The following is a 24,378-nucleotide window of genomic DNA, read 5'->3' as shown; positions in this document are numbered from 1 at the left end:
AGCAGACCATCATGTCCCTCACGGATTCCGGGGCGGCCGAGGCGCGGGCCGGCGCACTCGCCACCCGCCTCGCCGCCCTCGATCTTCCCGCCCGCCTCGACCTCATCGCCCGCGAAGTGCCGGGGCGGCTGGTCTTCACCACGAGCCTCGGCATCGAGGATCAGGTGCTCACCCACGCCATCGCCATGGCGAAGCTCGCGGGCACGCGGATCGAGATCGCGACCCTCGACACCGGCCGGCTCTTTCCCGAGACCTACGAGACCTGGGTCGAGACCGAGGCCGCCTACGGCCTCCGCATCCTCGCCTACGTGCCCGAGCGCGCGGCCGAGGAAGCTTTCGTGCGCGAGGAGGGCATCAACGGCTTCCGCCGCTCGGTCGCCGCGCGGCAGGCCTGCTGCGGCTTCCGCAAGGTCGAGCCGCTGGGCCGGGCGCTCGACGGCGCCGCCGGCTGGCTGACCGGCCTGCGGGCCGGGCAATCGGCCAACCGCGCCGCGACGCCGCTCGCCGCCTGGGACGCCGAGCGCGGCCTCATGAAGCTGAACCCGCTGGCCGACTGGACGCGGGAGCGCATCGACCTGTTCGTGCGCGAGAACTTCGTTCCCTACAACACCCTGCACGACCGGGGCTTCCCCTCGATCGGATGCGCCCCCTGCACCCGCGCGGTGAAGGTCGGCGAGCCGGAGCGTGCCGGCCGCTGGTGGTGGGAACAGGAAGACAAGAAGGAATGCGGGCTGCATGTCGGCCGCCCCGGCGCCTCGGTGCAGCCGGGTCAGGAAGCCGCCGCATTCGAGCCCAACCCCGAAACCCGTGAGCCGGAGTTCGCCCGATGAGCGCCGCAACGGCCGCCCTGCGGCCCGACGTGACCCCCTCCCCCGCCCGCCTGAGCCACCTCAAGCGCCTGGAGGCCGAGGCCATCCACATCTTCCGGGAGACGGTCGCCGAGACCGAGAACCCGGTGATGCTCTATTCCATCGGCAAGGACTCGTCCGTCCTGCTGCATCTGGCGCTCAAGGCCTTCGCGCCGGGCAAGCTGCCCTTCCCCCTGCTCCATGTCGACACGACGTGGAAGTTCAAGGAGATGATCGCGTTTCGCGATTCCCGGGCGAAGGAGCTCGGCCTCGACCTCCTGGTCCACACCAACCAGGACGGGCTGGCGCGCGGCGTCGGGCCGGTGAGCCACGGCTCCGAGGTCCATACCGACGTGATGAAGACGCAGGCCCTGCGTCAGGCCCTCGACCTGCACAAGTTCGATGCGGCCTTCGGCGGCGCCCGCCGCGACGAGGAGGCGAGCCGCGCCAAGGAGCGCATCGTCTCCCTGCGCACGGCCCAGCACCGCTGGGACCCGAAGCGCCAGCGGGCCGAGCCCTGGCACCTGTACAATCTCAAGAAGAAGCGCGGCGAGTCGCTGCGGGTGTTCCCGCTGTCCAATTGGACCGAGCTCGATATCTGGCTCTACATCGAGCAGGAGAACATCCCGATCGTGCCGCTCTACTTCGCGGCGCCGCGCCCCGTCGTGGAGCGCGAAGGCCAGCTCATCATGGTCGATGACGAGCGCCTGCCCCTCAACCCCGGCGAGACCCCGCAGGAGCGGGTCGTCCGCTTCCGCACGCTCGGCTGCTACCCGCTGACCGGGGCCGTCGAGAGCGAGGCCGCGAGCCTGCCCGAGATCATCGCCGAGACGCTCGCCGCCCGCACCTCGGAGCGGCAGGGCCGGGTGATCGACAAGGACGGCGCCGGCGCCATGGAACGCAAGAAGCAGGAGGGCTACTTCTGATGACCATCCACCCGCCCAAGACTGCGTTCCAGGCGTCCTCGGTCGCGCAGGATTACGCCGCTTTCCTCGAGACGCACCGCGACAAGGAAGTGCTGCGCTTCATCGCCTGCGGCTCGGTGGACGACGGCAAGTCGACCCTGATCGGCCGCCTGCTGCACGACACCAAGCAGATCTTCGACGACCAGATCACCGCGCTTCGCCGGGATTCCCGCAAGCACGGCACGCAGGGCCAGGAGATGGACCTCGCGCTGCTGGTCGACGGCCTGCAGGCCGAGCGCGAGCAGGGCATCACCATCGACGTCGCCTACCGCTTCTTCTCCACGGACAAGCGCTCGTTCATCGTGGCCGACACCCCCGGCCACGAGCAGTACACCCGCAACATGGCCACCGGCGCCTCCACCGCCGACGTCGCCGTGCTCCTGGTCGATGCCCGCCAGGGCCTCACCCGCCAGACCCGCCGCCATGCGCTGCTGGTCTCGATGCTCGGCATCCGCCGCGTGGTGCTGGCCGTCAACAAGATGGACATGATCGGCTGGTCGCAGGACCGCTTCGCCGAGATCGTAAAGGGGTTTTCGGAGTTCGCGGCCGGGTTGCACTTCGCCGAGGTGCGGGCGATCCCGCTTTCGGCCAAGAACGGCGACAACGTCGTCGAGCCCGGCGTGAACACGCCCTGGCACACGGGCGGCACGCTGCTCTCGTTCCTCGAGACGGTGCCGGTGCGCGAGGAGGCCCTGAATGCCCCGTTCCGCATGGCCGTGCAGTGGGTCAACCGGCCCAACTCGGAGTTCCGTGGGTATAGCGGGCGCATCGCCAGCGGCACCGTGCGGCCGGGCGACCGGGTGAGCGTGCAGCCGGGCGGCCGCGCCGCCACGGTGGAGCGCATCTACACCGCCGACGGGGATCTGCCCGAGGCCGGCGCCGACCTCTCGGTGACGCTGGTGCTCGCCGAGCAGATCGACGCCTCGCGCGGTCAGGTGATCGCCACTGAGGGCGCGCCGCTCCTGGCCCTCGACACCCTCGATGCCCGCCTGTTCTGGGCCGCCGAGACCGACCTCGCGCCGGGGGCCAGCCTGTCCGCGAAGATCGGCACCGCCACGGTGACGGCGACGGTGCAGGCCATCGTCTCGCGCATCGATCCCGAGACCGGCAAGCCCGGCCCGGCCGAGCGCCTGTCCGCCAACGACATCGCCGACGTGCGCCTCACCCTCGACCGGCCGGTGGCGGTGGACGCCTATGCCGACAACCGCGAGACCGGCAGCTTCATCCTGATCGACCGCGAGACCACGGACACGGCCGCCCTCGGCCTCGTCCTGGCCCCGCGCCGGGAAGCCGCCGCCGCGCCGCAGCGGCAGGACGCTCAAGCCTCCTCCGGCGGGATCCTCGGCAGCCTGAAGCGCCTGTTCGGTCGCTGAAACGTTATCGTCGCCCTGCAACGGTTCGGCCGGCCCCGCGTTCTGCGGACCGGTCGAGCCGCCCGGCGATCCGGGTCGGCGCCGGATCGCAAGGAAACGACGATGACGAAGTCCCTCATCGGGCTCGCCGCCGCCCTGACCCTCGGGGGTCTCGGGGCGATCTCTACCGTGCAGGCCGCCCCGCTCGCGGCCGGCTCCGCGACGACGCTCGCCGGCGGCGCGCCGGTCGAGACCGTGGCCTTCGGCTGCGGGCCGGGCTGGACCCGTGGCCCCTACGGCCGCTGCCGCCCGATGTTCCGCCCGCGTCCCTTCTACGGTCGCCGCTGCTTCATCCGTCCGACCCCGTTCGGGCCCCGGCGCGTCTGCCGCTACTGAGCGGCGTCGGGGCTCTGCCCCGACACCCCGCCGAAGGGCGCCACGCCCTTCGGAATCCCCGGATCAGGCCGCCAGCAGGCGATACGAGTCGTGCCTCGCCGCCTGGTCGGGGATGGCCGTCACGATCATCAGCTCGTCGGCCTGGACCGATTCCGCCAGCGCCATGAGGTGCGGGCGCAGGGTGGCCGGCGCGCCGACATGAAGGCGGTCGCGGCCCCGCTCGATTCTCGCCTGCTCCGAGGGGGAGTAGGGATAGGCCAAGGCCTCGGCGAGGCTCGGCAGGGGCAGGTACTCGCCCCGCTCCCGCCGCAGGGTCGAGAGGCGGGCGCTCGACGCGAGGCGCTCGGCCTCCGCGTCCGTCTCCGCGCAGATCGCCGCCACCGCGAGGATCGCGTGCGGCTCCGAACCCAGGCGCGAGGGCCGGAACGCCTCCCGATAGGCCCGCATCGGCCCCTCGGCGGGAATACCGGCAAAATGCTGCGCGAAGGCGAAGCCGGCGCCGATCTGCGCGGCGAGCTGTGCGCTGTAATCGGACGAGCCAAGCAGGAAGAGCGGCGGCAGCGGCACGCCCGCCGGGCTCGCCTGGATCTGGTTGAACGGGTGTCCCTCCGGGAAGCCGCCGTCCCAGAACAGCAATTCCTGCAACCGGTCGAGGAAGTCGTCGCCGCCATTCCCCGAGGGCGCCTCCCGCCGCCGCAGGGCGCGGGCGGTGATGCCGTCGGTGCCCGGCGCCCGGCCGATCCCGAGGTCGATCCGGCCGGGGAACAGCGCCTCAAGCACCCGGAAGCGCTCGGCGACCATCAGCGGCGCGTGGTTCGGCAGCATGATCCCGCCCGATCCGACCCGGAGGGTCCGGGTCGCGGCTGCGATCTGGCCGATCATGATCTCCGGCGCGGGGCTCGCCACGTTCGGCAGGGCGTGGTGCTCGGCGAGCCAGTAGCGCCGGTAGCCGAGGGTATCGACATGCCGGGCCAGCGCCAGCGTGTCGTGCAGCGCCTGCGCCGGGGTCGCGTCGGACGATACGAAGGAGAGGTCGAGGACGGAGAGCGGGATCATGCCCATAGAGATGGGGGCGCGGGGGGCGGTGCGGGAGGGACCGGCTCTACGGCACCGACTCGCCGGTTTCTGCCACTGCGTCGTAAAAACCTGCGATGTCTCGTCCGCCGTAGAAGATGTTGTCGATCCGCACCCGGTCCTGGTCGATCGTGTAGGCGATCACTGCGGAACGCTCGAACGCGATGGTCCGCAGCCCCACCTCCAGATCGTCGCGGGGGCGACCGGCATAGGGTGCGTCCCCGATCCGCTCGCATCGATCCTTGATCCGCTGCGTAAATCTCCGGGCGGTGGCGACATCCTGGCTCCGATCAAGGACCATTTGAAAGATGGTTCTGAAATCGCTTCGCGCTTGGGGGCGGAACGTCACGCGCATCCTACGCACGGCGGAAGTCGCGCTCCGCTTCGGCGAACAGCCTGTCGAGGTCGTCCTGAACCTCCTCGCTGGTTAGATCCGGCCGAGGATCGTCCAGCGAGCGCCTGATCCGCGCGCGGATCGAGTCCAGGTGCTCGGCCTGCTCCCGGCGCTGCCGTTGGAGGGCGCGCACGGCATCGTCGAGCGCGGCATCGAGCGACGCGTATTCCCCCGCCGCGACGCGCTCGCGCACGGCCTGCAGGGTCTCCGGCGCCATGGTCACGCTGATCGTCTCGCCCCTGGGCATGTCCGTCTCCCGATCACCGGGCCATCTTATCAAGAATTCCGTGAGTCGCGCGATGCTTGCCGGCTCACGGCCGCGGGACTAGGGTCCGCGCCGTTTTCCACCGGAGCACGCAGCCCCATGGCCTTCCTCGCCGATGTCCTCTCGCGGGTGAAGCCCTCCGCGACCATCCTGATGACGCAGAAGGCGCGCGAGCTGAAGGCGTCCGGCGTGGACGTCATCTCCCTCTCGGTCGGCGAGCCGGATTTCGACACCCCCGCCCACATCAAGCAGGCCGGCATCGACGCGATCAACCGCAACGAGACCCGCTACCCGCCGGTCTCCGGCATCGTGCCCCTGCGCGAGGCCATCGCGAAGAAGTTCAAGCGCGAGAACGGGCTCGACTACAAGCCGTCGCAGACCATCGTCGCCACGGGCGGCAAGCACATCCTCTACAACGCGCTGCTCGCCACCCTGAACCCCGGCGACGAGGTGGTGATCCCCCGCCCCTACTGGGTCTCCTACCCGGAGATGGTCGGCCTGTGCGGCGGCACGGCGGTCTTCGCCGAAACGCGGATGGAGGACGGGTTCAAGCTCCAGGCGGCCGAGCTGGAGCGCGTGCTCACCCCCAAGACCAAGTGGATCATCCTCAACTCGCCCTCGAACCCCTCCGGCGCCGCCTATTCGCGCACCGAGATGAAGGCGCTCACCGACGTGCTGCTCCGCTATCCGGACGTGCACGTCCTGACCGACGACATCTACGAGCACCTGACTTACGGCGACTTCGAGTTCGTCACGCCGGCCCAGGTCGAGCCCGCCCTCTACGAGCGGACGCTGACCATGAACGGCGTCTCGAAGGGCTACGCCATGACCGGCTGGCGCATCGGCTACGCGGCAGGGCCGGAAAAGCTCATCAAGGCCATGGACTTCGTGCAGGGCCAGCAGACCTCCGGCGCCACCACCATCGCGCAATGGGCGGCGGTGGCCGCCCTCGAGGGGCCGCAGGACCACCTCGCCACCTTCCGGGCCGCCTTCCAGAAGCGCCGCGACCTCGTGGTCTCGATGCTGAACCAGACCAAGGGCCTGACCTGCCCGACGCCGGAGGGCGCCTTCTACGTCTACCCGTCCTGCGCGGAGACGATCGGCAAGCGCACCGAGAGCGGCAAGACCATCGAGACGGACGAGGATTTCGTCACCGAGTTGCTGATGGCCGAGGGCGTGGCGGCGGTGCACGGCTCGGCCTTCGGGCTGGGTCCGAACCTGCGCATCTCCTACGCCACCTCGGACGCGGTGCTGGAAGAGGCCTGCCGCCGCATCCAGCGCTTCTGCGGCTCGCTCCGCTGAGAGCGTCGCCCGGCGCCCCCCATGGCGCCCCCCTTGTGGCGCCCCAATGGGCGCCCCATGCGGCGCCGGGTCACCGCCTCGCTTCGGTTGCCGGCTCGCTTGCGACCCCTTACACGGGCCTTCCCCGCGGCCGATGCGCCTGACGGTTTCGCGAGCCCTCTCGGGCCTGCATGGTAGCGGGGTCGGCAGTGACGGGGCGGTCCGGACCAGTTCTCTGGGCCGCGCCTGTGAGGCTTAGTGGGCCGAGCGGCTGCAGGGGTGTCGGAGGCGCGGGGAACAGGAACCGCGGATCAGGCGCAAGGCCCACTCGATTTCCCTCCCGGAATGAGACGCCGCTGTCCCGAAGCGGGGCAAAAGGGTGCCATACGCTTTCCCGCTTTCTTCACCCTCCGGTGTGAAGGTGGCAACGGGCCGGGATCCGGTCCGTCGTGTGGGCGTTCACTCGGGTTTCGATCGCATGCGTTCCCTGCTCACAGGCGGGATCAAGGCCATCCTGGCCGTCGCCGCCCTCTCCACCGGAATTCACTGGGCCCTGCGCTTGCAGCGGGATTCGGATGGGCTGACCACCCCCGCCATCGCCAGTATCGCCGATCCCGAGACGACGGGCTCGATCGCGCCCCGCGCCAGCGCGCCGCCGCCGGCCGCCGAGATGGGGCAGGCCGTGGCGCCGGCCCCCGCCGCGCCGCGCCCGGCCGTGGCCCGCACACCGCTTCCGTCGGAGCTCGACCAGTCGCATCTGGCCGCCCTCATCGCGACCGCGACCATGAGCGCCCCCGCCCCGAAGAAGACCGCGAAGCGCTGACGCGCGAGAGCGTTAACGAACGGTGAGCGGCGCCCGCGCGTCCCGCGCCCTCGCCGCATGGTTCGGTTGCGCCGCCGCGCCTACCTGCGCCGTGCCGCGCATGGCACTTTGCCTTTAGCGTCGCGGTCCTCCGCGTCCCTCTCGATTCGCATCGATGGCCAGGCCCGCCCCCTTGTCCGCCTCGACCGTCCCGGCACCGGCCGGGATTTCCACCGCCAGCGACGCCGAGGCCGCACGGCGCCGTCGGATGGTGGGCATCGCGCTCATGTGCGGCGCGGTCGCCTTCTTCGCGAGCCTCGATGCCTGCGGCAAGACCCTGGCGCGGGCGGGGGTCGATCCCCTGGTCACGACCTTCATGCGCTACGCCGCCAGCGTCGCCATGATTTCAGTCTTCGTGAACCCGGTGCGCACGCCGAGCGTGGTGCGCAGCCGCCGGCTCGGCCTGCAGGTGCTGCGCTCGCTGCTGCTCTTCGCCTCCACGGCCCTCAACTTCATGGCCCTGCGCTACCTGCAGATGGCCGAGACGATCTCGATCCAGTTCGCCGCGCCGCTCACCGTCGCGCTGCTGGCCGGGCCGCTGCTCGGCGAATGGTCGTCCCGCGCCCGGCTCACCGCCATCGGCATCGGCTTCCTCGGCGTGCTGGTGATCGTGCGCCCCGGCGTCGGCACCATGCATCCGGCCGCCCTGCTCAGCGTGGCGAACGTGCTGGTCTACGCCCTCTACGCCATCGTGACGCGCAAGCTGGCCTCCTACGATTCCACCGCCACGACCATGTTCTACACCGGCCTCGCGGGCGTCGCCCTGATGGCGCCGCTGCTGCCGTGGATCTGGTCGAGCCCCACGCAATGGAGCCATTGGGCGCTGCTGCTGGCGGTGGCCCTGTTCGGCACGGTCGGCCACTGGCTCCTCGTGCTCGCCCATGCGCGGGCGCCGGCCAACGTCCTCGCGCCGTTCATCTACACGCAGCTGCTCTGGTCCGTGACCCTCGGCTTCCTGCTGTTCGGCGACCTGCCGGGGCGCTGGACCATCGCCGGCGCGATGATCGTCATCGGGTCGGGGCTGTATCTCCTCGCGCAGGACACCCTCCGCCGCGCGGTGTGAGGCGGGCGATCCCCAACGGCCTTGCGTCCGTAGCGGCGGGGCAGGACCCCAGCCGCCGGGCACCGCCCAGCACCCGCAAGGGGGCTTGTCCCTGACGATCCCAAACAATTCGGATCGGGCCGCACGATGTGCGTTTCTCCTTACAGGGATGGAGACATCCGCGCTGGAGTTGGCTACGGCAAGATCCAAGTCTCATCGAGACGGTGCTTGCGGCGGCGAGCTTTCAAAACATAAAGAATAAAGAGGGGTCTCCCATGTACATTTCGCCAAGCGATTTACTGTCGCGAATCCCCGAAGATGCGCGAGTGCTGGACTTGGGCGGCTGGGAGCGTGTGTTTTCAAGGGCTGATGTTGTTGCCGATCTATTGCCCTACGAAACACGCAAGAGGTCTAATCTGTACGGCGAGACTGAGAGATTTACAAAAGATACTTGGATCGTTGCCGATTTTTGTTCCCCCGCGTTTTGGAATAAGATTCCAGACAAGTCATTCGACTTCATTACGATCGCTCATACGCTGGAGGACATTCGTGATCCTCTCTACGTTTGCTCGCAAATGATTCGCTGTGGCAAAGCGGGGTATATCGAAGCGCCGAGCAAGCCACGGGAATGCGCCAAAGAGAGCGCGACCGCACAATTCTCTGGCTATGCGCACCATCGGTGGATCATCGAGCCGGAAAAGGATTTATCCGGACTCATCTTCAAAGCAAAATTGGCGTGGGCTCATTCCGAGGATTATCTCGGCGATGAAAAGCGTTCGCTGCTAAAAGATTACTTCTTTCAGTTCGATGGGTTCTTCTGGGAAGGCTCGTTCTCTTACGTCGAGCATTTCGCAAAGGGCATGGAGATCGAGACGGCTGATCTCAGATGGTACTACGACCACGTGGTCAGGTTGGGCGTGAAGCGAGAGAACCTGATCTCGCTCACGCCCCACTCTGTTTCCGAGAACAACGGAAAGTGTCTCTGGGTCAGCGAGTACGAGCTACCCTCTGAGTATGTGGCTCGGACGGGCAAGCCGCCGAGCCTTTATCCTCAGTATGCCTCCCAGGGCGCCGCTATTTAGCGGTGGTGACGGCGGTGATGGGCGCGGCGGTAATGCCGGCGCGAGCGCATGTCGGTGCGGTAGGCGCGCCGGCCCGGATCGATCCCGAGCGCGCCGTTGACGGTGCCGACCGCGCCGCCCACGGCGCCGCCGACCACACCGCCGATGGGGCCACCGACGCGATCACCCTCGGCCGCGCCGCGCTGCACGCCACCGACGAGGCCCTGGGCCTGCGCGGGCATCGCGGCGGTGAGGGAGCCGGCGGCGAGCATCGCCGCGACGAGGGCGGTTCCGAGGGTGAGTCTCATGGGCGTTCCTCCTGAAGCGTAGCCGGACATCGGCACACCCTCCGAACGACCGGGAGCGCGAATCGTTGCAGGGCCGGGCCGCCCTCGCGCTGGCATCCGCCGGGGCCGGCTGCTAGAGAGGCGGAATGGTCCCTCCCCGCGCATCGCGCCCCGCTCCCGGCGGACGGCGAATTACGAGCCCGGCCGCCGCCTGAGGGCCCGCGCGCGTGGTGCGGCAGGGCTTTCGCGGACGGCCGGGATCCGCCGCCTGTCCCCAGCGCCCCCTTTTGGCCGCCCGATCGGCCCGACCTTGCGAGACCCGATGACCACCCCCGACACGAACGCGCCCGCCGCGCCGGCCCGCGACTATTCCAAGACCCTGTTCCTGCCGAGCACCGAGTTCCCGATGCGCGCCGGGCTCCCGACCCGCGAGCCGCTGCTGCTGGAGCGCTGGGCGCGGATCGACCTCTACGAGAAGATCCGGCAGGCGGCGGCGGGGCGGCCGAAATTCGTGCTGCACGACGGCCCCCCCTATGCCAACGGCAACATCCACATCGGCACGGCGCTGAACAAGATCCTCAAGGATGTGATCGTCCGCAGCCAGGGGACGCTGGGCAAGGACGCCAATTACGTCCCCGGCTGGGACTGCCACGGCCTGCCGATCGAGTGGAAGATCGAGGAGCAGTACCGCGCCAAGGGTCGCAACAAGGACGACGTGCCGGTGATCGAGTTCCGGCAGGAATGCCGGACCTTCGCCGCCCATTGGCTCGACGTGCAGCGCGAGGAGTTCAAGCGGCTGGGCGTCACCGGCGATTGGGACCACCCCTACGCGACCATGGCCTTCCCGGCCGAGGCCGCCATCGCCGACGAGCTGATGAAGTTCGCCGTCACCGGCCAGCTCTATCGCGGCTCGAAGCCGGTGATGTGGTCGGTGGTGGAGAAGACCGCCCTCGCCGAGGCCGAGGTCGAGTACGAGGAGCACGTCTCCGACACGATCTTCGCGGCCTTTCCGATCACCCAGGGCGGCGAAGCCTTTCCCGAGGCGCGGGTCGTGATCTGGACGACCACCCCCTGGACGATGCCGGGCAACCGGGCCGTCGCCTATTCGAAGAAGATCGCCTACGGGCTCTACAAGGTCACGGCGGCGCCGGAGGACAACTGGGCCAAGCCCGGCGAGACCTACGTGCTCGCCGATACGCTCGCCCCGACGGTGTTCAAGGCCGCCCGCGTCGAGGCGTTCGAGCGGGTCTCGGACGTCCCTGCCGACGCGCTTGCGGGCCTCACCCTCGCCCATCCCCTGGCGGGCCTCGGCTACGGCTTCGACGTGCCGCTGCTCGACGGCGACCACGTCACCGACGAATCCGGCACGGGCTTCGTCCACACGGCGCCGAGCCATGGCCGCGAGGATTTCGAGCTCTGGATGGCCTCCGGGCGGCGCCTCGCCGAGCGGGGCATCGACACCACGATCCCCTACACGGTCGATGCCGACGGCACGCTCACCAAGGCGGCGCCGGGCTTCGAGGGCCGTCGCGTGTACACCGAGAAGGGCGAGAAGGGCGACGCCAACAAGGCGGTGATCGCCGCCCTCACCGAGGCCGGGGCGCTGGTCGCGCGCGGGGTGCTGCGCCACCAGTATCCGCATTCCTGGCGCTCGAAGAAGCCGGTGATCTTCCGCAACACGCCGCAATGGTTCATCGCCATGGACCGGCCGGTGGATGCCCTCGGCAACCGGACGCTGCGCGAGGTCGCCGTGCAGGCGATCAACGACACGCAATGGGTGCCGCCCCAAGGAAAAAACCGCATCGACGGCATGGTCGGCAACCGGCCGGATTGGGTGGTCTCGCGCCAGCGCGCCTGGGGCGTGCCGATCACCGTCTTCGTCCACAAGGAGAGCGGCGAGGTTCTGAAGGACGAGGCCGTCAACGCCCGCATCCACGCGGCCTTCGCTGCTGAGGGCGCCGACGCGTGGTTCGCCCCCGGCGCGGCATCCCGCTTCCTCGCCCCCGAGCACGATCCCGCCGCCTACGAGCAGGTGATGGACGTGCTCGACGTGTGGTTCGATTCCGGCTCGACCCACGCCTTCGTGCTCGATGACCCGGAGGCCTTCCCCGGCCTCTCGGGCGTGACGCGCGTCCGCGACGGCGGGCAGGACACGGTGATGTACCTCGAAGGGTCGGACCAGCATCGCGGCTGGTTCCAGTCCTCGCTGCTCGAATCCTCCGGCACGCGCGGCCGGGCGCCCTACGACGTGGTGCTGACCCACGGCTTCGTCCTCGACGGCAAGGGCCTGAAGATGTCGAAGTCGAAGGGCAACGTCGTCGCGCCGCAGAGCGTCATCAAGGATTCGGGCGCGGACATCCTGCGGCTGTGGGTGGCGGCCTCCGACTATACCGACGACCTGCGCATCGGCCCGGAGATCATCAAGACCTTCGCGGAAACCTACCGCAAGCTGCGCAATTCGCTCCGCTGGATGCTGGGCTCGCTGGCCCACCGCGTCGCCGGCGACGACGTTCCGTTCGAGCAAATGCCCGAATTGGAGCGGCTGATCCTGCACCGGCTCGCCGAACTCGATGGCGAGATCCGCGAGGCCTACGCCGCCTACGACACCAAGCGGGTCGTGGCCCTGCTCAACGGGTTCATGACCGGCGACCTGTCGTCCTTCTACTTCGATGTGCGCAAGGATGCGCTCTACTGCGATCCGATCTCCTCGGTGACGCGGCGGGCGGCGTTGCAGGTGATCGACGAGACCTTCAAGCGGGTCGTGGTGTGGCTCGCCCCCGTCCTGGCCTTCACGGCGGAGGAGGCGTGGCTCGACCGCACTCCGTCCGAGGACAGTTCGGTCCACCTGCAGACCCTGCCGGAGACGCCCGCCTCCTGGCGCGACGACGCGCTGGCGGCGAAGTGGCAGAAGATCCGCCGGGTCCGCCGGGTGGTGACGGGGGCGCTGGAGATCGAGCGCGCCGCCAAGCGCATCGGCGCCAGCCTGGAGGCGGCCCCGGTGGTCTTCATCGCCGATGCGGACCTGCGCGCGGCGGTGGATTCGCTGGGCCTGAACGCCTTCGCGGATACCTGCATCACCTCCGCCATCACGGTGGAGGCGGGCGAGGGGCCGGCCGAGGCCTTCCGCCTCGATGAGGTGAAGGGCGTGGCCGTGGTCCCGGCCCTGGCGCAGGGCCGCAAATGCGCCCGCTCCTGGCGTGTCAGCCCCGAGGTCGGCAGCGACGCCGAGTTTCCCGAGGTGACCCCGCGCGACGCGCAGGCCCTGCGGGAATGGGATGCGGCCCACCCGGAGGCCAGCGCGGCGTGAGGCTGGCCGGACGAGATCAGGCGGGTGTCCCCTCGCCCCGCTTGCGGGGAGAGGGCTTCGGCGACCTTGTCGTCGCCGGAGCGAGGCGGCAGCCGAGGGTGAGGGGGGCCGCCGGGCTGGCTCCTTCCGCGAGCCCCCTCACCATCGCCCTTTGGGCTCGCCTCGCCCCCGGCAAGGGGAGCTCGGCCCTCTCCCCGCAGGCGGGGAGAGGGGACGCGCGCCCATGACCCCTCCCCGCGCCGGCCTTCTCGCCCTCGCCCTCACGCTCCTCGTCGATCAGGCGACGAAGCTCGGGCTGTATTTCGGCACGGATCTCGTGCTCACCCAGCCCTGGCGCTACGGGCCCTACACGGACCTCGTGGTGGTGTGGAACAGGGGCGTCTCGTACGGGATGTTCCAGCAGGACGGGGCGTTCGGCCGCTGGCTGCTGGTGGCGCTCTCCCTCGCCGCCGCCCTGGCGCTCGGCTTCTGGATGATTCGCGCCGGCTCGCGCCTGCTCGCCGTGGCGCTCGGCCTCATCGTCGGCGGCGCCCTCGGCAATGCCGTCGACCGGGCGGTCTACGGGGCGGTGTTCGATTTCGTCCACCTCCACGTGGGGGGATGGTCGTGGTACGTGTTCAACGTCGCTGACGCCGCCATCGTGGCCGGCGTGATCGGGCTGATCCTCGACAGCCTGATTCCCGCCTCCGCCGCCGGACGCGCGCGCGACAAGGCCACGCCCCGGCCGTGATGCGCACAACACACAGGTCGATCCAGTACGCTTGGACTGGTAGAGCGTGGCCAAGGCGCCATACGATCGCCGGAAACCGGTTTCACCCCGGTCTCCGTCGGATCAGGCCGCGTGGCGGCCATCCCCGCGCCGAATCCTCGGCCGGCACCCGTGAGGTAGCATGAGCGCGCACCGCAAGCTTCGACTCCTCCTACCCGTGGCGGCCCTGTTCCCCCTCGTCGCGACCGGCGCGGCCCAGGCGCAGCAGAGCGGCGAGCTGATGCGCGACGCCCTCTCCGGGATCGGCCTCCTGGAAAAGCAGCAGGCTCCCATCGACTATCACGAGCGTCCGCCCCTGGTGATGCCGCCGAAGCTCGATGGCAATGCCCTGCCCGCGCCCCGCGCCCGCACCAAGAGCGCCGCGTGGCCGAAGGATCCCGAGATCGTCGCCCGCGAGCGCGAGGTGGAGGAGCGCCGGGTGCCCAAGGGCAACCAGGCGCTCGGCCGCTACAACGACAACAACGTGACGATGTCGGTCGATGAGATGCGTGCCGGCCGCCGCGCCGGGGCGAACCTCACCACCGAGCCCGAGGACAAGCCCGGCGACAACACCCGCCGCAGCACGTGGCTCGATCCGCTCGAGCTGTTCAAGGGCAAGAGCGAGGACAAGCAGGCCTCCGAGGTCGAGCCGACGCGCGAATCCCTCGTCGAGCCGCCGACCGGCTATCGTCAGGCGCCGAAGAAGCTCGTGCGGACCGAGGGCGAGCCCGTGAAGAACGCCAGCGCCGAGCGGGAGGAGTCCGATCCGGGCGCCTACCTCCGGTCGCAGCAGAGGCGCTGAGTCTCAGCGCCTCCGGCGGTCGACCGTGGCACAGTTGCGACACGGGCCGCCGACGGCAACATAAGGACTTTCCCGGTACGGCTCTTGCCGCCGGGAACTGGACAGGCTCCGCATTCCGGCCCGCCCGTCAGGGTGGGGTCGCCGAGGGTGAAGCCGGGTAAGGACAAGCTTGATGCACCTCTTCAGGACGGGCACGCCGACCCTTTTCCCCGCGAGGCGGGGCGCCCGCTTCGGGGCCACCGCCGGGCGGGGGGAGGCCGCGGCCTTCGGAGGCTCCGAGGCCGGTGGGCCGGAGGTCGCGTCCTTCACCCTCGACAACAACCTCGACGTGGTGGTGGTGCCCGACCACCGGGCGCCCGTGGCGACCCACATGATCTGGTACCGCAACGGGTCGGCGGACGATCCGCTCGGCCAGTCGGGCATCGCCCACTTCCTCGAACACCTGATGTTCAAGGGCACCGAGCTGCACCCCGTGGGCGCTTTCTCGAAGGCCGTCTCCGGCCTCGGCGGCCAGGAGAACGCCTTCACCAGCTACGATTACACCGCCTATTTCCAGCGCGTGGCGCGCGACCATCTCGGCACGATGATGGCCTTCGAGGCGGACCGGATGCACGGCCTCGTCCTCGATGACGCGGTGGTGGCGCCGGAGCGCGACGTGGTGCTGGAGGAGCGCCGGATGCGGGTCGAGACCGACCCCTCGGCCCAGCTCTCCGAGGCGATGGCGGCCTCGCTCTTCGTGCACCACCCCTACGGCATCCCGATCATCGGCTGGATGCACGAGATCGAGGGGCTGAACCGCGACCACGCCCTCGACTATTACAACCGCTTCTACACGCCCGAGAACGCGATCCTGATCGTGGCCGGCGACGTGACCCCGGATGAGGTGCGCCGTCTCGCCGACGACACCTACGGCCGCGTCACCCCGCGCGGCGCCCGGCCGGAGCGCCGCCGCCCCCGCGAGCCGGAGCCCCGCGCGCTTCGCCGGGTCTCGGTGGCCGACCCGAAGGTCGAGCAGCCGACGCTGCAGCGGCTCTACCTCGCCCCGTCCTGCATCACCGCCACCGATGGCGGCTGCCACGACCTCGAACTCCTGGCCGAGGTGCTGGGCGGCGGCTCGACCTCCTACCTCTACCGCAAGCTCGTGCTGGAACAGGGCCTCGCGGTGAATGCCGGCGCCTGGTACATGGGCTCGGCCATCGACGACACCCGCTTCTCCGTCTACGCCGTGCCCGCCGAGGGCGTGAGCCTGGAGCAGCTGGAAGCCGCCCTCGACCGGGTTCTGGCCCGCGCCCCCTCGGACGCGCTGGCCCCCGACGCCATCGAGCGGGCCAAGACCCGCCTCGTGGCCGAGACGGTCTATTCGTCGGACAGCCAGTCCTCCCTCGCCCGGATCTACGGCTCGGCCCTGGCCATCGGCGAATCCATCGAGGATGTCCGCCGCTGGCCGACGGATATCGAAGCGGTGTCGCGGGAGCGCCTGAAGGCGGCCTGTGAGCGCTGGCTGTCCCCCGCCCGTTCCGTGACCGGCTACCTGACCAAGGCCCGGGACCCCGACGCCCCGGTCGCGCTGGCCGCCGAGTAGGTTCGCCCGAACCTGCCTCCGCCCGCGACCGCAACGAGAACACACGAGGCTGCCATGAACCTGGCCGACACAGACACGCAGACCGCCACGAGCCCCACGACGGCCTTGCCCGTTGTGGCCGTCCCGGGCGTCGAGGCGTGGCACGTCGAGTCCAACGTCGTGCCGATGATCGCCCTGTCCTTCACCTTCGAGGGCGGTGCGGCCCAGGACCCCGAGGGCAAGGCCGGCTGCGCGCAGATGCTGGCCCGGCTCCTCGACGAGGGCGCGGGCGACCTGACCTCCGACGCCTTTCAGGAGCGGCTGGCCGCGCGGGCCATCGAGCTGTCCTTCCATGCCGGCCCCGACGCCCTGGGCGGCTCGCTGAAGATGCTGCTCAAGCACGCGGGCGAGGCCATCGACCTCCTCGCCCTGGCGCTGGCCAAGCCCCGCCTCGACCCCGACGCCATCGAGCGTGTGCGGGCGCAGGTGATGGCGGGCCTGCGCTACCAGCAGAACGATCCGGGGGTGATGGCCTCCCGCCGGTTCTTCAAGGAAGCCTTCGACGGGCACCCCTATGCCCGGCCCTCGTCGGGCACGATCGAGAGCGTCGCGGCGATCACCCGCGAGGACATCCTCGCCATGCATGCGCGCCTGATCGGGCGCGGGCGGATCAAGGTCGCGGCGGTGGGCGCCATCGGGGCCGAGGCCCTGGCGGAGGCCCTCACCCGCGCCTTCGGCGCCCTGCCCGAGGCCGGCGCCCTGACGGCCGTGCCGCGCACGCAGATCCAGGAGCTCGACCGCAGGATCGTGGTCGATCTCGACGTGCCGCAATCGGTCATCCGCTTCGGCATGGCCGGCATCCCGTGGCGCGACCCGGACTTCATCCCGGCCTACGTGCTGAACCACGTGCTCGGCGGCGGCGCCTTCACCTCGCGCCTGTTCCAGGAGGTGCGCGAGAAGCGCGGCCTCGCCTATTCGGTCGGGACGTCGCTGGTGAGCCACCGTTCGGCGGCGATGATCTGGGGCTACACCGCCACCAAGAACGAGCGCGTCGGCGAGGCCCTGTCGGTGATCGGCGACGAGATCGGCCGGCTCATCACGGAAGGTCCCTCCGACGATGAGTTGCAGAAGGCCAAGGACTATCTCACCGGGTCCTACGCGCTGGGCTTCGACACCTCGACCAAGATCGCGCACCAGCTGGTGCAGATCGCCTTCGAGGATCTCGGCATGGACTACATCGCCCGCCGCAACGCGATGGTGGAGGCCGTGACCCAGGCCGACATCCGCCGCGCCGCCGCCCGCACCTTCGCCGACGGCAAGATGCTCGTCGTCGCCGCCGGCCGGCCCGTGGGGCTTTAAGGGCGGGTCAGGCCAGCCTTCGCACCGCCGCCACCGCCTCGTCGTCGACCCGGTCGACGTCGGGGGCATCGATGTGGCGGTAGCGGGCCTGGATGAGGCCGAAGGCGCCGAAGGCCATATGGCCGGCGGCGACGAGCGCCAGGAGAACCGTGCCGTAGGGCTGGCGCCGCAGCAGCACGAAGGCGTCGCCGAGGCCCTTCGCCTCGGCCGAACTCTGGTACCACGCGGCGGCGGCGACGAAGCCGCCGATGATCAGGAACGCCACCCCCCGCGCCGCATAGCCGAACCGGCCGGTCGGCTCGGCCCAGCGCCGCCGCGCCTCTCCGTCGAGGGCGAGGCGGGCCGTCGTGTCGCCCTTCCAGGCGCGGGCGAGGTAGCCGATGGCCGTGCCCGCCACGGCGAGGCCGACGAGGGCGACCAGCCACCGCCCCATCGGCTTGGCCAGCAGCCACGCGGTGCCGTCGTGCACGCCGTTGCCGCCGCCGAAGCCGAGCCCGAGGCAGAGCGAGGCCGCCGTGCCGGCCAGGCCGAGATAGAGCAGCGCGCTCACGAGATGGGCGCCGCGCGTCACGAGGCCCTTCAGAGAAGTGCCGCGCCGGTCGGCGTCGGTCACCGCCTCCACCGCCCGCCACAGGGCGAAGGCGAAGAGGCCCAGCGCGATCAGCCCGACGAGGACGACGCCGAACGGCCCGACGAGAACCGTCCGCAGGGCGTCGTGGCTGTCCCCCGGCCGCCCGCCGCCGAAGGCCGCCAGCAGGGCGAGGCCGCCCACGAGGACGTAGACGGTGCCCCGCGCGCCGTAGCCGAAGCGGGCCAGGCGCTCCAGGGCGTTGCGCCCGCCGGGGATGGTCTTCGCAGACGGGACGCTGGGCATGGGACCGGGGCTGTGTGGACCCCGCTCAACGCGCGAGCGGGGCCATCCGTTCAGGCCCCGGCCTTCTCCGCCCGGCCGGTGAGGGCGACGTAGAAGCCGAGCCCGTCCTGGGCCGGCAGGGTCTGCAGGCGCTCCACGAGGCCCCGGCGCTTGGCGTCGAGGAGGAGGCGCCCGGCCGGCTGGAACAGGGTCTCGCCGCCGCCCTCCGGCGGCGGATCGAGCCGCACGGCGACGGTCTTGCCCTTCGCGAAGCGGCTGCGCTCGATCATCTCCTTCAGGGAGGCCTCGGCCGTCGCCTTGTTGGCCCCGCGCAGGTCGAGCACCGATTCGGCGTCCGTGACGCCCAGCGAGCCGCGCAGCTTGGCGGCGTAGAAGTCATCGAAATGGGGCAAGGGCACTGCGCTCGCGCGTTGGAGAATCCGCTATCCCGCCAGATGTCGCGCAAAGGCGTGCCGCCGTCGAGTTCTCCGTGACGGTCGGGGCGATCAGCCGCCGCTCAGCCGGAGGCCTTCGAGGGAGCGGCCGGCTTCCAGGAAACGCTGCGGGTCCACCGGCTCGCCGTCGATCCGGGTCTCGTAATGCAGGTGCGCGCCGGTAGAGCGGCCGGTGGAGCCGACATAGCCGATCACATCGCCGGCCGCGACGCGCTGGCCCGGCTGCACCGCGATGCGGGCGAGATGGCCGAAGCGGGTGGCGAGCCCGTGGCCATGGGCGAGCTCGACCATGTTGCCGTAGCCGCCGGCCCACTCGGCCTCGGTGACGACGCCCGGCGCCGTGGCCCGCGCCGGCTCGCCGTACTCGGCCTTGAAGTCGAGCCCGGTATGCAGGGCGAGGCCTCGCGTGAACGGATCGAGCCGGGGTCCGAACGGGCTCGACAGGCTGGGTTCGCCGGAGAGCGGCCGGCGCAGGGGCAATTCCCCCACGGCCTGCCGCAGGCGCTGCCCATGGTCGATCAGCCGGCCGACGAGGCTCACGCCGCCGTCGAAGCCCTGCCGCGCGACGGCATTGGCGTCCAGGGGCACCAGGGGGCCGCCGACCCGCTCGCCCGGCGCGGCCGGCAGCAGGCGCGACGGATCGAGCCCGACGTGGGCGACGACGGCGCGCAGGCGTGCGAGCCCGGTCTCGGCGCCGCGTGCGAGGCGGCCGAGCTGGGCGCCCTGCGCCTCCTCCACCCCGCCGAGGCGGGCTTCGAGGCGGATCAGCCCATCCTCCGCGTCGAGGGCGCTGCGGCGCTCGGGCGAGGGAAAGGGTGCGGGCGTGTCCTGCCGCAGCTCGAACCCGCTCAAAGGGGCGGCGTAGGCCCGCGCCGGGGCGGGCAGCGATCCTGTGGCGGCGGTGTCGATCAGGCCGGAGAGGGCGGCCTGCCGGCGCTCCAACTCCGCCTGCCGGTCGAGGGCGCCCTGCACGCGGGCGGCGAGGCTCGCACGGGCCTCCGCGCCCTCCTGCCATGCGCCGTCGGCGCGCTCCTGAAGCGTGGCGATCCGCGCCTCGTAGGCGTTGCGCATCGCCATCTGCCCGGCCACGATCCGTCCCAGCGCCTCATCCCGGAACAGGACGAGGTAGGTGGCCGTGCCCGACCAGAGGAGGCTCACCGCGAACCCTGCGCCGAGCCATGGCCTGAGGCGCCGGGGCGCCCCATCCTGTGTATGCGCAGAGATCGTGCGAATCATCGGGAGGCTCGAAGGCAGTCCCGGTATTCAGACCTCATCAGGGTTAAGGATCCGTGCGGACCCTATTCCTCACGGCAGCGCGCGCGCGGCCGCCAGCACCTCCTCGGCGTGGCCAGGCACCTTCACCTTCGGCCAGATCCGCGCGACTTGGCCCTCCCGGTCGATGAGGACCGTGGTCCGTTCCACGCCCATGTACTTGCGCCCGTACATGCTCTTCTCGACCCAGACGCCGTAGGCGCCGAGCACCGTCTTCTCCTCGTCCGAGGCGAGGGGGAAGGCGAGCCCGTACTTGCCGCAGAACTTGTCGTGGCTCTTTACCGGATCGGGCGACAGTCCGATGATTCGCGCGTCAGCGGCCTCGAAGTCCGAGAGAAGGGCGTTGAAACCCTGCGCTTCCAGAGTACAACCGCTCGTGTCGTCCTTAGGATAGAAGTACAACACAACTTTGTGTCCCTTCAACGCAGCCAGCGCAATGCGCCCTCCCCCGGAGGCGGGCAGGTCGAAATCCGGGGCGGCAGCCCCCTCGCTCAAGGCCATCGTGCCTTCCTTTCGGCCGATTGATGGTGTCGGTGAACGCCAGTTCCGGCGCCCCGCCCGGACAGCCAAGCCCGGCGCGCCGCCGCTGTAAAGGCCGCATGCGCACCGATTCACCGCAAGCGGGAATTCCATCCCGCCATGCGACCACAGAACGAGAATACCCGGACCAAGGGGCTCGATGGCGGATCTGAAGATCACGAGTCGCCCGACGAGGCAGGGACAGCGGCATTGGGGCTGGCGATGCCTTCTCGGCATGGTCGGCACCGTGACGCTGCTCGGCTTCGTGATCGGGGTCGCGGCGATCCGCCTGTCCAACGGCCCGATGCGGATCGACGGCCTGTCGGCCGCCGTGGCCAAGGCCGTGGCCGAGCGGATCGGCCCCGGCTGGTCGATCGCGTTGCGCGGCAGCAGCCTCGAACTCGACCGTGAGAACGCGCTGGCCCTGCGCTTCACCGGGCTCGACATCCGCAACCCGCAGGGGGCGCTCGTGGTGCGCGCGCCGCTGGCGCTGGTCAGCCTCGACCCGTGGGGCCTGCTGACGCTGAGCCTGAAGCCGCGCTCCATCGAGTTCCGCGACACCCAGACCACGGCCCTCGTCCACAAGGACGGCTCCATCGCCTTTGCCGCCTCCGAGGCGGCCCAGCCCGTCGATATCGAGCCGCACACGCCCCCGAGCGTCGACGCGGTGCGGGGCAACGTCTCGCCGCTCTCGGCGGCGCTCGCCTCGATCGTCGGCGTGGTCCTCGATCCCGGCGGCGTGGTCGGCGCCCTCGACCGGGCGCGGATCACCGACGCGCGGATGCGCCTCATCGACGACGACGGACGCGAGCGGGCGGTCTTCGCGCGGGTGAACGGCCTGTTCGGGCGCGATCCGGTGAACGGCACCCGCAGCTTCGAGCTTCGCCTCGACGGCCCGCACGGCGAGTGGCGCTTCGGCGGCAGCCTGCACGAGGATGGCGACGGCGCCCGCGCCGGCCGCATCACCCTGGACGACCTGCCCGTCACCGATCTCCTACTGCTCGCAGGCCAGTCCGGCCTGCCGCTCACCACGGACCTGAAGCTCTCGGCCCGCGCCGACGTCGCCCTGAAGAACGGCGCCATCACCGCGATGACCGCCAAGGTCCATACCGGCGAGGGCATGTTCCTCATCGAGGAGAAGGACTTCAACCCGGTCACGATCGACGACCTGAGCGCCACCCTCGACTGGAACGAGTCCGCCCGGACCATGGCGCTCACCGCCCTCGACTACGTGGGCGGCGGCAACAAGCTGCATCTGACCGGCAATTGGGCGCAGAGCCCGCCCGGCGCCGACACCGCCTGGACGGCCGCCCTCTCCGGCCGCGACGGCATCCTGCGCGGGGCGACGTCGAAGGACGTGCCGGTGCGGATCGACAGCCTCGACACCCACCTCACCGGCCGGAACGGTGGCATCGTCATCGACGATTTCGCCCTCTCCGGCCCCGGCGTGAAGGGGCACATCAGCGGTACGGTCGGCACCGAGGCCGACGACGGCGGCATCAACCTGCGCATCCTGGCGAGCGAAGGCGAGGTGCGGACCTTCCTGCGCCTCTGGCCGGAGCACATCGCCCCGGCCGTGCGCTACTACCTCGCCGACCAGCTCCGCGCCGGCCGTGTCGACACGGCCGACATGAAGGTGGTGATGAGCGGCACCGAGATCGCGGAGGCGACCAAGGGCGCGCCCCTGCCCGACAAGGGGCTGAACATCGCCTTCCGGGTCTCGGACGCGGCGATCGACGTCTCGTCGGATGCGCCGCCCATCGTGAAGGGCTCGGTCATCGGCCTGATCACCGGCCGCTCCACCACGATCCGCAACGTGACCGCCGAGGTGCGCGGCCCCGACGGACGCTCCGTCTCCCTCTCGGACGGCAGCTTCGTCATCGCGGACGCGAACCCCGACCATGTGGTGGCGCAGATCGGCCTGCGGCTCTCCGGCGGGGCGGACGGCTTGGCAAGCGTCCTCGAATCGAAGCTGTTCAAGAGCGTGCTCAGCGCCGAGGTCGATCCGGCGAGCGTGAAGGGCAATGTCGACCTGCGCGTCGACTTCCCCCTCGACCTCAAGCACATCCCCGACCTCGCGGACATGCCGATCACCCTGTCGGGCACGCTCGCCGACCTCTCGGTGGACAAGGTCGTCGGCAAGGACCGGCTGGAGGCGGGCCGTTTCGCCGTGAGCTACGACAAGGGCGCCGTCGCGGTGAAGGGCGACGGCCGGGTCGGCGGCGTGCCGATCACCGTCGAGATGCATCAGGCCAAGATCGGATCGCCCGGCGAGGCGGTGGTGAGCCTCGCCCTCGACGAGGCCCTGCGGGTGAAGAAGGGCCTGCCGGCTGCGCCGCAGCTCACCGGCACCGTGCCGGTGAAGGCGGTGATCGCCTTCGGCAAGCCGGGACCGGCGAAGACCCCCGTGCGGATCGAGGCCGACCTCACCAAGGCGGGGATCGACGGGCTGCTGCCGGGCCTCGTCAAGCCGTCGGGCCGGGCGGGCAAGCTCGGCCTGACCCTCACCGACCGCGAGGGCGGCTACGACCTGCGCGACATCGCCCTCGATGCCGGACAGGCCTCGCTGCGGGGCAGCGCGACCCTCTCCACCGAGGGCGGCCTGGAGCGGGCGGAACTCACCAACGTGAAGCTCTCGCCGGGGGACGATCTGCGGGTCGTCGTGGACCGCAACGGCAACGCCTACAAGGTGGTGGTGCGCGGCGCGGTGCTCGATGCGCGGCCGTTCCTGAAATCCCTCTCCGGCCCCGACGGCAAGGGCGGCAAGGAGGCGAGCCCGAAGGATGTCGAGGCCGACATCCAAGTGCCGATCGTCACCGGCTTCAACGACGAGGCGATCACCAACGCCAACTTCAAGCTCTCCCTGCGCGGCCACGACCTGCGTTCGGGCACGATCTCCGGCCGCTTCCGCTCGGCGCCGCTTGTGGCGAACGTGACGCGCGTCGAGCGCGGGTCGCCGACGCTCGCGGTGGAATCGGCCGATGCGGGGGCGACGCTGCGCTTCCTCGACATCTACAAGCGGATGTATGGCGGGCGCCTCGCCGCCGGGATCGGGCTGAACGACGGGCCGCAGGCGGGCGTGGTCCAGATCCGCGACTTCACCCTGCGCAACGAGCCGGCCCTGTCGAGCATCATGGCCCAGGGGCCGGACCCGGCCGAGGCCGATCCGCCGCCCGCGACGCGCGGACGCAAGGCGGCGTCGGCCCCCGCTCAGGCCACCGGCTCCGTGACCTTCGACCGGATGCGGGCGAACTTCGTGCGCACGGGCACGCGAGTGGATTTCACCGACGCGGCGATCTCGAACGCGGCGCTCGGCTTCACCCTGTCGGGCTGGCTCGATACGGGCCGGGAGCGCACGGACATCAACGGCACCTTCGTGCCGCTCTACGGGCTGAACAACGTCGCCGCGCAACTGCCGATCGTCGGCCCGCTCCTCGGGGGCGGCAACAACGAGGGCTTGTTCGCGGTGAACTTCCGCGTCTCGGGCCGGCTATCGAGCCCCGACGTGACGGTGAACCCGCTCTCGGCCATCGCGCCGGGCTTCCTGCGCAAGCTGTTCAGCGCAGGCGGCGGCCCCTTCGCCGAGGGCATGCCGGGCGCGCCGGCGGGGGACCGATAGGGATCCCAAAGGACGAGTCCTTTGGTGGGGTCCAGGGGCAAGGCCCCTGGGTCCTG

22 protein-coding genes are annotated in these 24,378 nt (G+C 70.5%); 14 read left to right on the top strand and 8 right to left on the bottom strand.

The features are described from left to right. Window positions 1-11 precede the first annotated feature (11 nt). The 4 genes from ACS5Q7_RS02580 (at window position 12) to ACS5Q7_RS02565 (ending at window position 3,561) form a co-directional block, all read left to right on the top strand. Window positions 12-830: a phosphoadenylyl-sulfate reductase gene (locus tag ACS5Q7_RS02580; protein WP_478337847.1), complete on the top strand. Its 819-nt coding sequence runs from the start codon at window positions 12-14 to the stop codon at window positions 828-830. After that, a complete protein-coding gene (gene cysD / locus ACS5Q7_RS02575; protein WP_478337846.1) occupies window positions 827-1,774 on the top strand; it encodes a sulfate adenylyltransferase subunit CysD in 948 nt (315 codons plus the stop codon). Before ACS5Q7_RS02580 ends, cysD begins: the two co-directional genes overlap by 4 nt. Next, window positions 1,774-3,186: a sulfate adenylyltransferase subunit CysN gene (gene cysN, locus ACS5Q7_RS02570; RefSeq protein WP_478337845.1), complete on the top strand. Its 1,413-nt coding sequence runs from the start codon at window positions 1,774-1,776 to the stop codon at window positions 3,184-3,186. The genes cysD and cysN overlap by 1 nt, the downstream gene beginning before the upstream one ends. Before the next feature lie 102 nt (window positions 3,187-3,288). Then, window positions 3,289-3,561: a GCG_CRPN prefix-to-repeats domain-containing protein gene (locus ACS5Q7_RS02565; protein WP_478337844.1), complete on the top strand. Its 273-nt coding sequence runs from the start codon at window positions 3,289-3,291 to the stop codon at window positions 3,559-3,561. A gap of 63 nt (window positions 3,562-3,624) precedes the next feature. Here ACS5Q7_RS02565 and ACS5Q7_RS02560 read toward each other — a convergent pair whose 3' ends face one another. From ACS5Q7_RS02560 to ACS5Q7_RS02550, 3 genes are read right to left on the bottom strand one after another with little or no spacing between them, the layout of a single operon-like run. Further along, complete coding sequence (locus ACS5Q7_RS02560) at window positions 3,625-4,617, bottom strand: LLM class flavin-dependent oxidoreductase (RefSeq protein ID WP_478337843.1); 993 nt, start codon at window positions 4,615-4,617, stop codon at window positions 3,625-3,627. A 46-nt stretch (window positions 4,618-4,663) separates the two neighbouring features. After that, the gene (locus ACS5Q7_RS02555; protein WP_478337842.1) at window positions 4,664-4,990 is read right to left on the bottom strand and encodes a type II toxin-antitoxin system RelE/ParE family toxin; all 327 of its coding nucleotides are present in this window, start codon (window positions 4,988-4,990) and stop codon (window positions 4,664-4,666) included. Window position 4,991: 1 nt separating this feature from the next. Continuing rightward, complete coding sequence (locus ACS5Q7_RS02550; RefSeq protein WP_463848984.1) at window positions 4,992-5,276, bottom strand: ribbon-helix-helix domain-containing protein; 285 nt, start codon at window positions 5,274-5,276, stop codon at window positions 4,992-4,994. A 117-nt stretch (window positions 5,277-5,393) separates the two neighbouring features. On the opposite strand from ACS5Q7_RS02550, the gene ACS5Q7_RS02545 reads away from it, so the two are divergent. From ACS5Q7_RS02545 to ACS5Q7_RS02530, 4 genes are all read left to right on the top strand, one after another. Beyond that, window positions 5,394-6,596, top strand: coding sequence for a pyridoxal phosphate-dependent aminotransferase (locus ACS5Q7_RS02545; protein ID WP_478337841.1), 1,203 nt, complete (start codon window positions 5,394-5,396; stop codon window positions 6,594-6,596). A gap of 457 nt (window positions 6,597-7,053) precedes the next feature. Next, a complete protein-coding gene (locus ACS5Q7_RS02540; RefSeq protein WP_478337840.1) occupies window positions 7,054-7,398 on the top strand; it encodes a hypothetical protein in 345 nt (114 codons plus the stop codon). 247 nt (window positions 7,399-7,645) lie between these two features. Beyond that, window positions 7,646-8,500 carry a DMT family transporter gene (locus ACS5Q7_RS02535; protein ID WP_478338019.1) on the top strand — a complete coding sequence of 285 codons (855 nt, stop codon included), beginning with the start codon at window positions 7,646-7,648 and terminating at the stop codon, window positions 8,498-8,500. A gap of 254 nt (window positions 8,501-8,754) precedes the next feature. Beyond that, on the top strand, window positions 8,755-9,561 hold the full coding sequence (locus tag ACS5Q7_RS02530) for a class I SAM-dependent methyltransferase (RefSeq protein WP_478337839.1): 807 nt from the start codon (window positions 8,755-8,757) through the stop codon (window positions 9,559-9,561). On the opposite strand, the gene ACS5Q7_RS02525 is transcribed toward ACS5Q7_RS02530, so the two are convergent. Beyond that, the gene (locus ACS5Q7_RS02525; RefSeq protein WP_478337838.1) at window positions 9,558-9,848 is read right to left on the bottom strand and encodes a hypothetical protein; all 291 of its coding nucleotides are present in this window, start codon (window positions 9,846-9,848) and stop codon (window positions 9,558-9,560) included. The two genes, ACS5Q7_RS02530 and ACS5Q7_RS02525, sit on opposite strands and share 4 nt — an antisense overlap. Before the next feature lie 301 nt (window positions 9,849-10,149). Between ACS5Q7_RS02525 and ileS the strand changes: the two genes are divergently transcribed. The 5 genes from ileS to ACS5Q7_RS02500 all read left to right on the top strand — a co-directional run bounded on the left by ileS (window position 10,150) and on the right by ACS5Q7_RS02500 (window position 17,604). Then, window positions 10,150-13,134 (top strand): isoleucine--tRNA ligase, encoded by a 2,985-nt coding sequence (gene ileS / locus ACS5Q7_RS02520; RefSeq protein ID WP_478337837.1) that lies wholly within the window; start codon window positions 10,150-10,152, stop codon window positions 13,132-13,134. Window positions 13,135-13,357: 223 nt separating this feature from the next. After that, window positions 13,358-13,864, top strand: a complete 507-nt coding sequence (lspA, locus tag ACS5Q7_RS02515; protein WP_478337836.1) for a signal peptidase II — start codon at window positions 13,358-13,360, stop codon at window positions 13,862-13,864. Window positions 13,865-14,024: 160 nt separating this feature from the next. Then, window positions 14,025-14,684 (top strand): hypothetical protein, encoded by a 660-nt coding sequence (locus ACS5Q7_RS02510; protein WP_478337835.1) that lies wholly within the window; start codon window positions 14,025-14,027, stop codon window positions 14,682-14,684. 172 nt (window positions 14,685-14,856) lie between these two features. Next, on the top strand, window positions 14,857-16,266 hold the full coding sequence (locus tag ACS5Q7_RS02505; protein WP_478337834.1) for a M16 family metallopeptidase: 1,410 nt from the start codon (window positions 14,857-14,859) through the stop codon (window positions 16,264-16,266). Between the two features lie 54 nt (window positions 16,267-16,320). Beyond that, entirely contained in the window at window positions 16,321-17,604 is a 1,284-nt protein-coding gene (locus ACS5Q7_RS02500; RefSeq protein ID WP_478337833.1) for a M16 family metallopeptidase, read from the top strand. Window positions 17,605-17,611: 7 nt separating this feature from the next. On the opposite strand, the gene ACS5Q7_RS02495 is transcribed toward ACS5Q7_RS02500, so the two are convergent. The 4 genes from ACS5Q7_RS02495 to ACS5Q7_RS02480 form a co-directional block, all read right to left on the bottom strand. Further along, window positions 17,612-18,478 carry a DUF1206 domain-containing protein gene (locus ACS5Q7_RS02495; RefSeq protein WP_478337832.1) on the bottom strand — a complete coding sequence of 289 codons (867 nt, stop codon included), beginning with the start codon at window positions 18,476-18,478 and terminating at the stop codon, window positions 17,612-17,614. 50 nt (window positions 18,479-18,528) lie between these two features. Next, window positions 18,529-18,870, bottom strand: a complete 342-nt coding sequence (locus ACS5Q7_RS02490; RefSeq protein ID WP_478337831.1) for a hypothetical protein — start codon at window positions 18,868-18,870, stop codon at window positions 18,529-18,531. A 93-nt stretch (window positions 18,871-18,963) separates the two neighbouring features. Then, window positions 18,964-20,070, bottom strand: coding sequence for a M23 family metallopeptidase (locus ACS5Q7_RS02485; RefSeq protein ID WP_478337830.1), 1,107 nt, complete (start codon window positions 20,068-20,070; stop codon window positions 18,964-18,966). 147 nt (window positions 20,071-20,217) lie between these two features. After that, window positions 20,218-20,685, bottom strand: a complete 468-nt coding sequence (locus ACS5Q7_RS02480) for a peroxiredoxin (RefSeq protein ID WP_478337829.1) — start codon at window positions 20,683-20,685, stop codon at window positions 20,218-20,220. Window positions 20,686-20,863: 178 nt separating this feature from the next. Between ACS5Q7_RS02480 and ACS5Q7_RS02475 the strand changes: the two genes are divergently transcribed. Then, entirely contained in the window at window positions 20,864-24,322 is a 3,459-nt protein-coding gene (locus tag ACS5Q7_RS02475) for a hypothetical protein (RefSeq protein WP_478337828.1), read from the top strand. Window positions 24,323-24,378: the final 56 nt, after the last annotated feature.

Source organism: Methylobacterium sp. Gmos3 (assembly GCF_056430985.1).
This window is presented reverse-complemented; position numbering and strand designations above follow the sequence as displayed.

What these genes read in the sequence shown, in the direction of transcription:
- ACS5Q7_RS02480 (WP_478337829.1), bottom strand. Translation starts at nt 20,685, where the DNA reads ATGGCCTTGAGCGAGGGGGCTGCCGCCCCGGATTTCGACCTGCCCGCC.
- ACS5Q7_RS02550 (WP_463848984.1), bottom strand. Translation starts at nt 5,276, where the DNA reads ATGCCCAGGGGCGAGACGATCAGCGTGACCATGGCGCCGGAGACCCTG.
- ACS5Q7_RS02475 (WP_478337828.1), top strand. Translation starts at nt 20,864, where the DNA reads ATGGCGGATCTGAAGATCACGAGTCGCCCGACGAGGCAGGGACAGCGG.
- ACS5Q7_RS02525 (WP_478337838.1), bottom strand. Translation starts at nt 9,848, where the DNA reads ATGAGACTCACCCTCGGAACCGCCCTCGTCGCGGCGATGCTCGCCGCC.
- ACS5Q7_RS02580 (WP_478337847.1), top strand. Translation starts at nt 12, where the DNA reads ATGTCCCTCACGGATTCCGGGGCGGCCGAGGCGCGGGCCGGCGCACTC.
- ACS5Q7_RS02535 (WP_478338019.1), top strand. Translation starts at nt 7,646, where the DNA reads ATGGTGGGCATCGCGCTCATGTGCGGCGCGGTCGCCTTCTTCGCGAGC.
- ACS5Q7_RS02530 (WP_478337839.1), top strand. Translation starts at nt 8,755, where the DNA reads ATGTACATTTCGCCAAGCGATTTACTGTCGCGAATCCCCGAAGATGCG.
- ACS5Q7_RS02495 (WP_478337832.1), bottom strand. Translation starts at nt 18,478, where the DNA reads ATGCCCAGCGTCCCGTCTGCGAAGACCATCCCCGGCGGGCGCAACGCC.
- ACS5Q7_RS02500 (WP_478337833.1), top strand. Translation starts at nt 16,321, where the DNA reads ATGAACCTGGCCGACACAGACACGCAGACCGCCACGAGCCCCACGACG.
- ACS5Q7_RS02545 (WP_478337841.1), top strand. Translation starts at nt 5,394, where the DNA reads ATGGCCTTCCTCGCCGATGTCCTCTCGCGGGTGAAGCCCTCCGCGACC.
- ACS5Q7_RS02510 (WP_478337835.1), top strand. Translation starts at nt 14,025, where the DNA reads ATGAGCGCGCACCGCAAGCTTCGACTCCTCCTACCCGTGGCGGCCCTG.
- ACS5Q7_RS02565 (WP_478337844.1), top strand. Translation starts at nt 3,289, where the DNA reads ATGACGAAGTCCCTCATCGGGCTCGCCGCCGCCCTGACCCTCGGGGGT.
- cysD (WP_478337846.1), top strand. Translation starts at nt 827, where the DNA reads ATGAGCGCCGCAACGGCCGCCCTGCGGCCCGACGTGACCCCCTCCCCC.
- ileS (WP_478337837.1), top strand. Translation starts at nt 10,150, where the DNA reads ATGACCACCCCCGACACGAACGCGCCCGCCGCGCCGGCCCGCGACTAT.
- ACS5Q7_RS02555 (WP_478337842.1), bottom strand. Translation starts at nt 4,990, where the DNA reads ATGCGCGTGACGTTCCGCCCCCAAGCGCGAAGCGATTTCAGAACCATC.
- lspA (WP_478337836.1), top strand. Translation starts at nt 13,358, where the DNA reads ATGACCCCTCCCCGCGCCGGCCTTCTCGCCCTCGCCCTCACGCTCCTC.
- ACS5Q7_RS02505 (WP_478337834.1), top strand. Translation starts at nt 14,857, where the DNA reads ATGCACCTCTTCAGGACGGGCACGCCGACCCTTTTCCCCGCGAGGCGG.
- cysN (WP_478337845.1), top strand. Translation starts at nt 1,774, where the DNA reads ATGACCATCCACCCGCCCAAGACTGCGTTCCAGGCGTCCTCGGTCGCG.
- ACS5Q7_RS02540 (WP_478337840.1), top strand. Translation starts at nt 7,054, where the DNA reads ATGCGTTCCCTGCTCACAGGCGGGATCAAGGCCATCCTGGCCGTCGCC.
- ACS5Q7_RS02560 (WP_478337843.1), bottom strand. Translation starts at nt 4,617, where the DNA reads ATGATCCCGCTCTCCGTCCTCGACCTCTCCTTCGTATCGTCCGACGCG.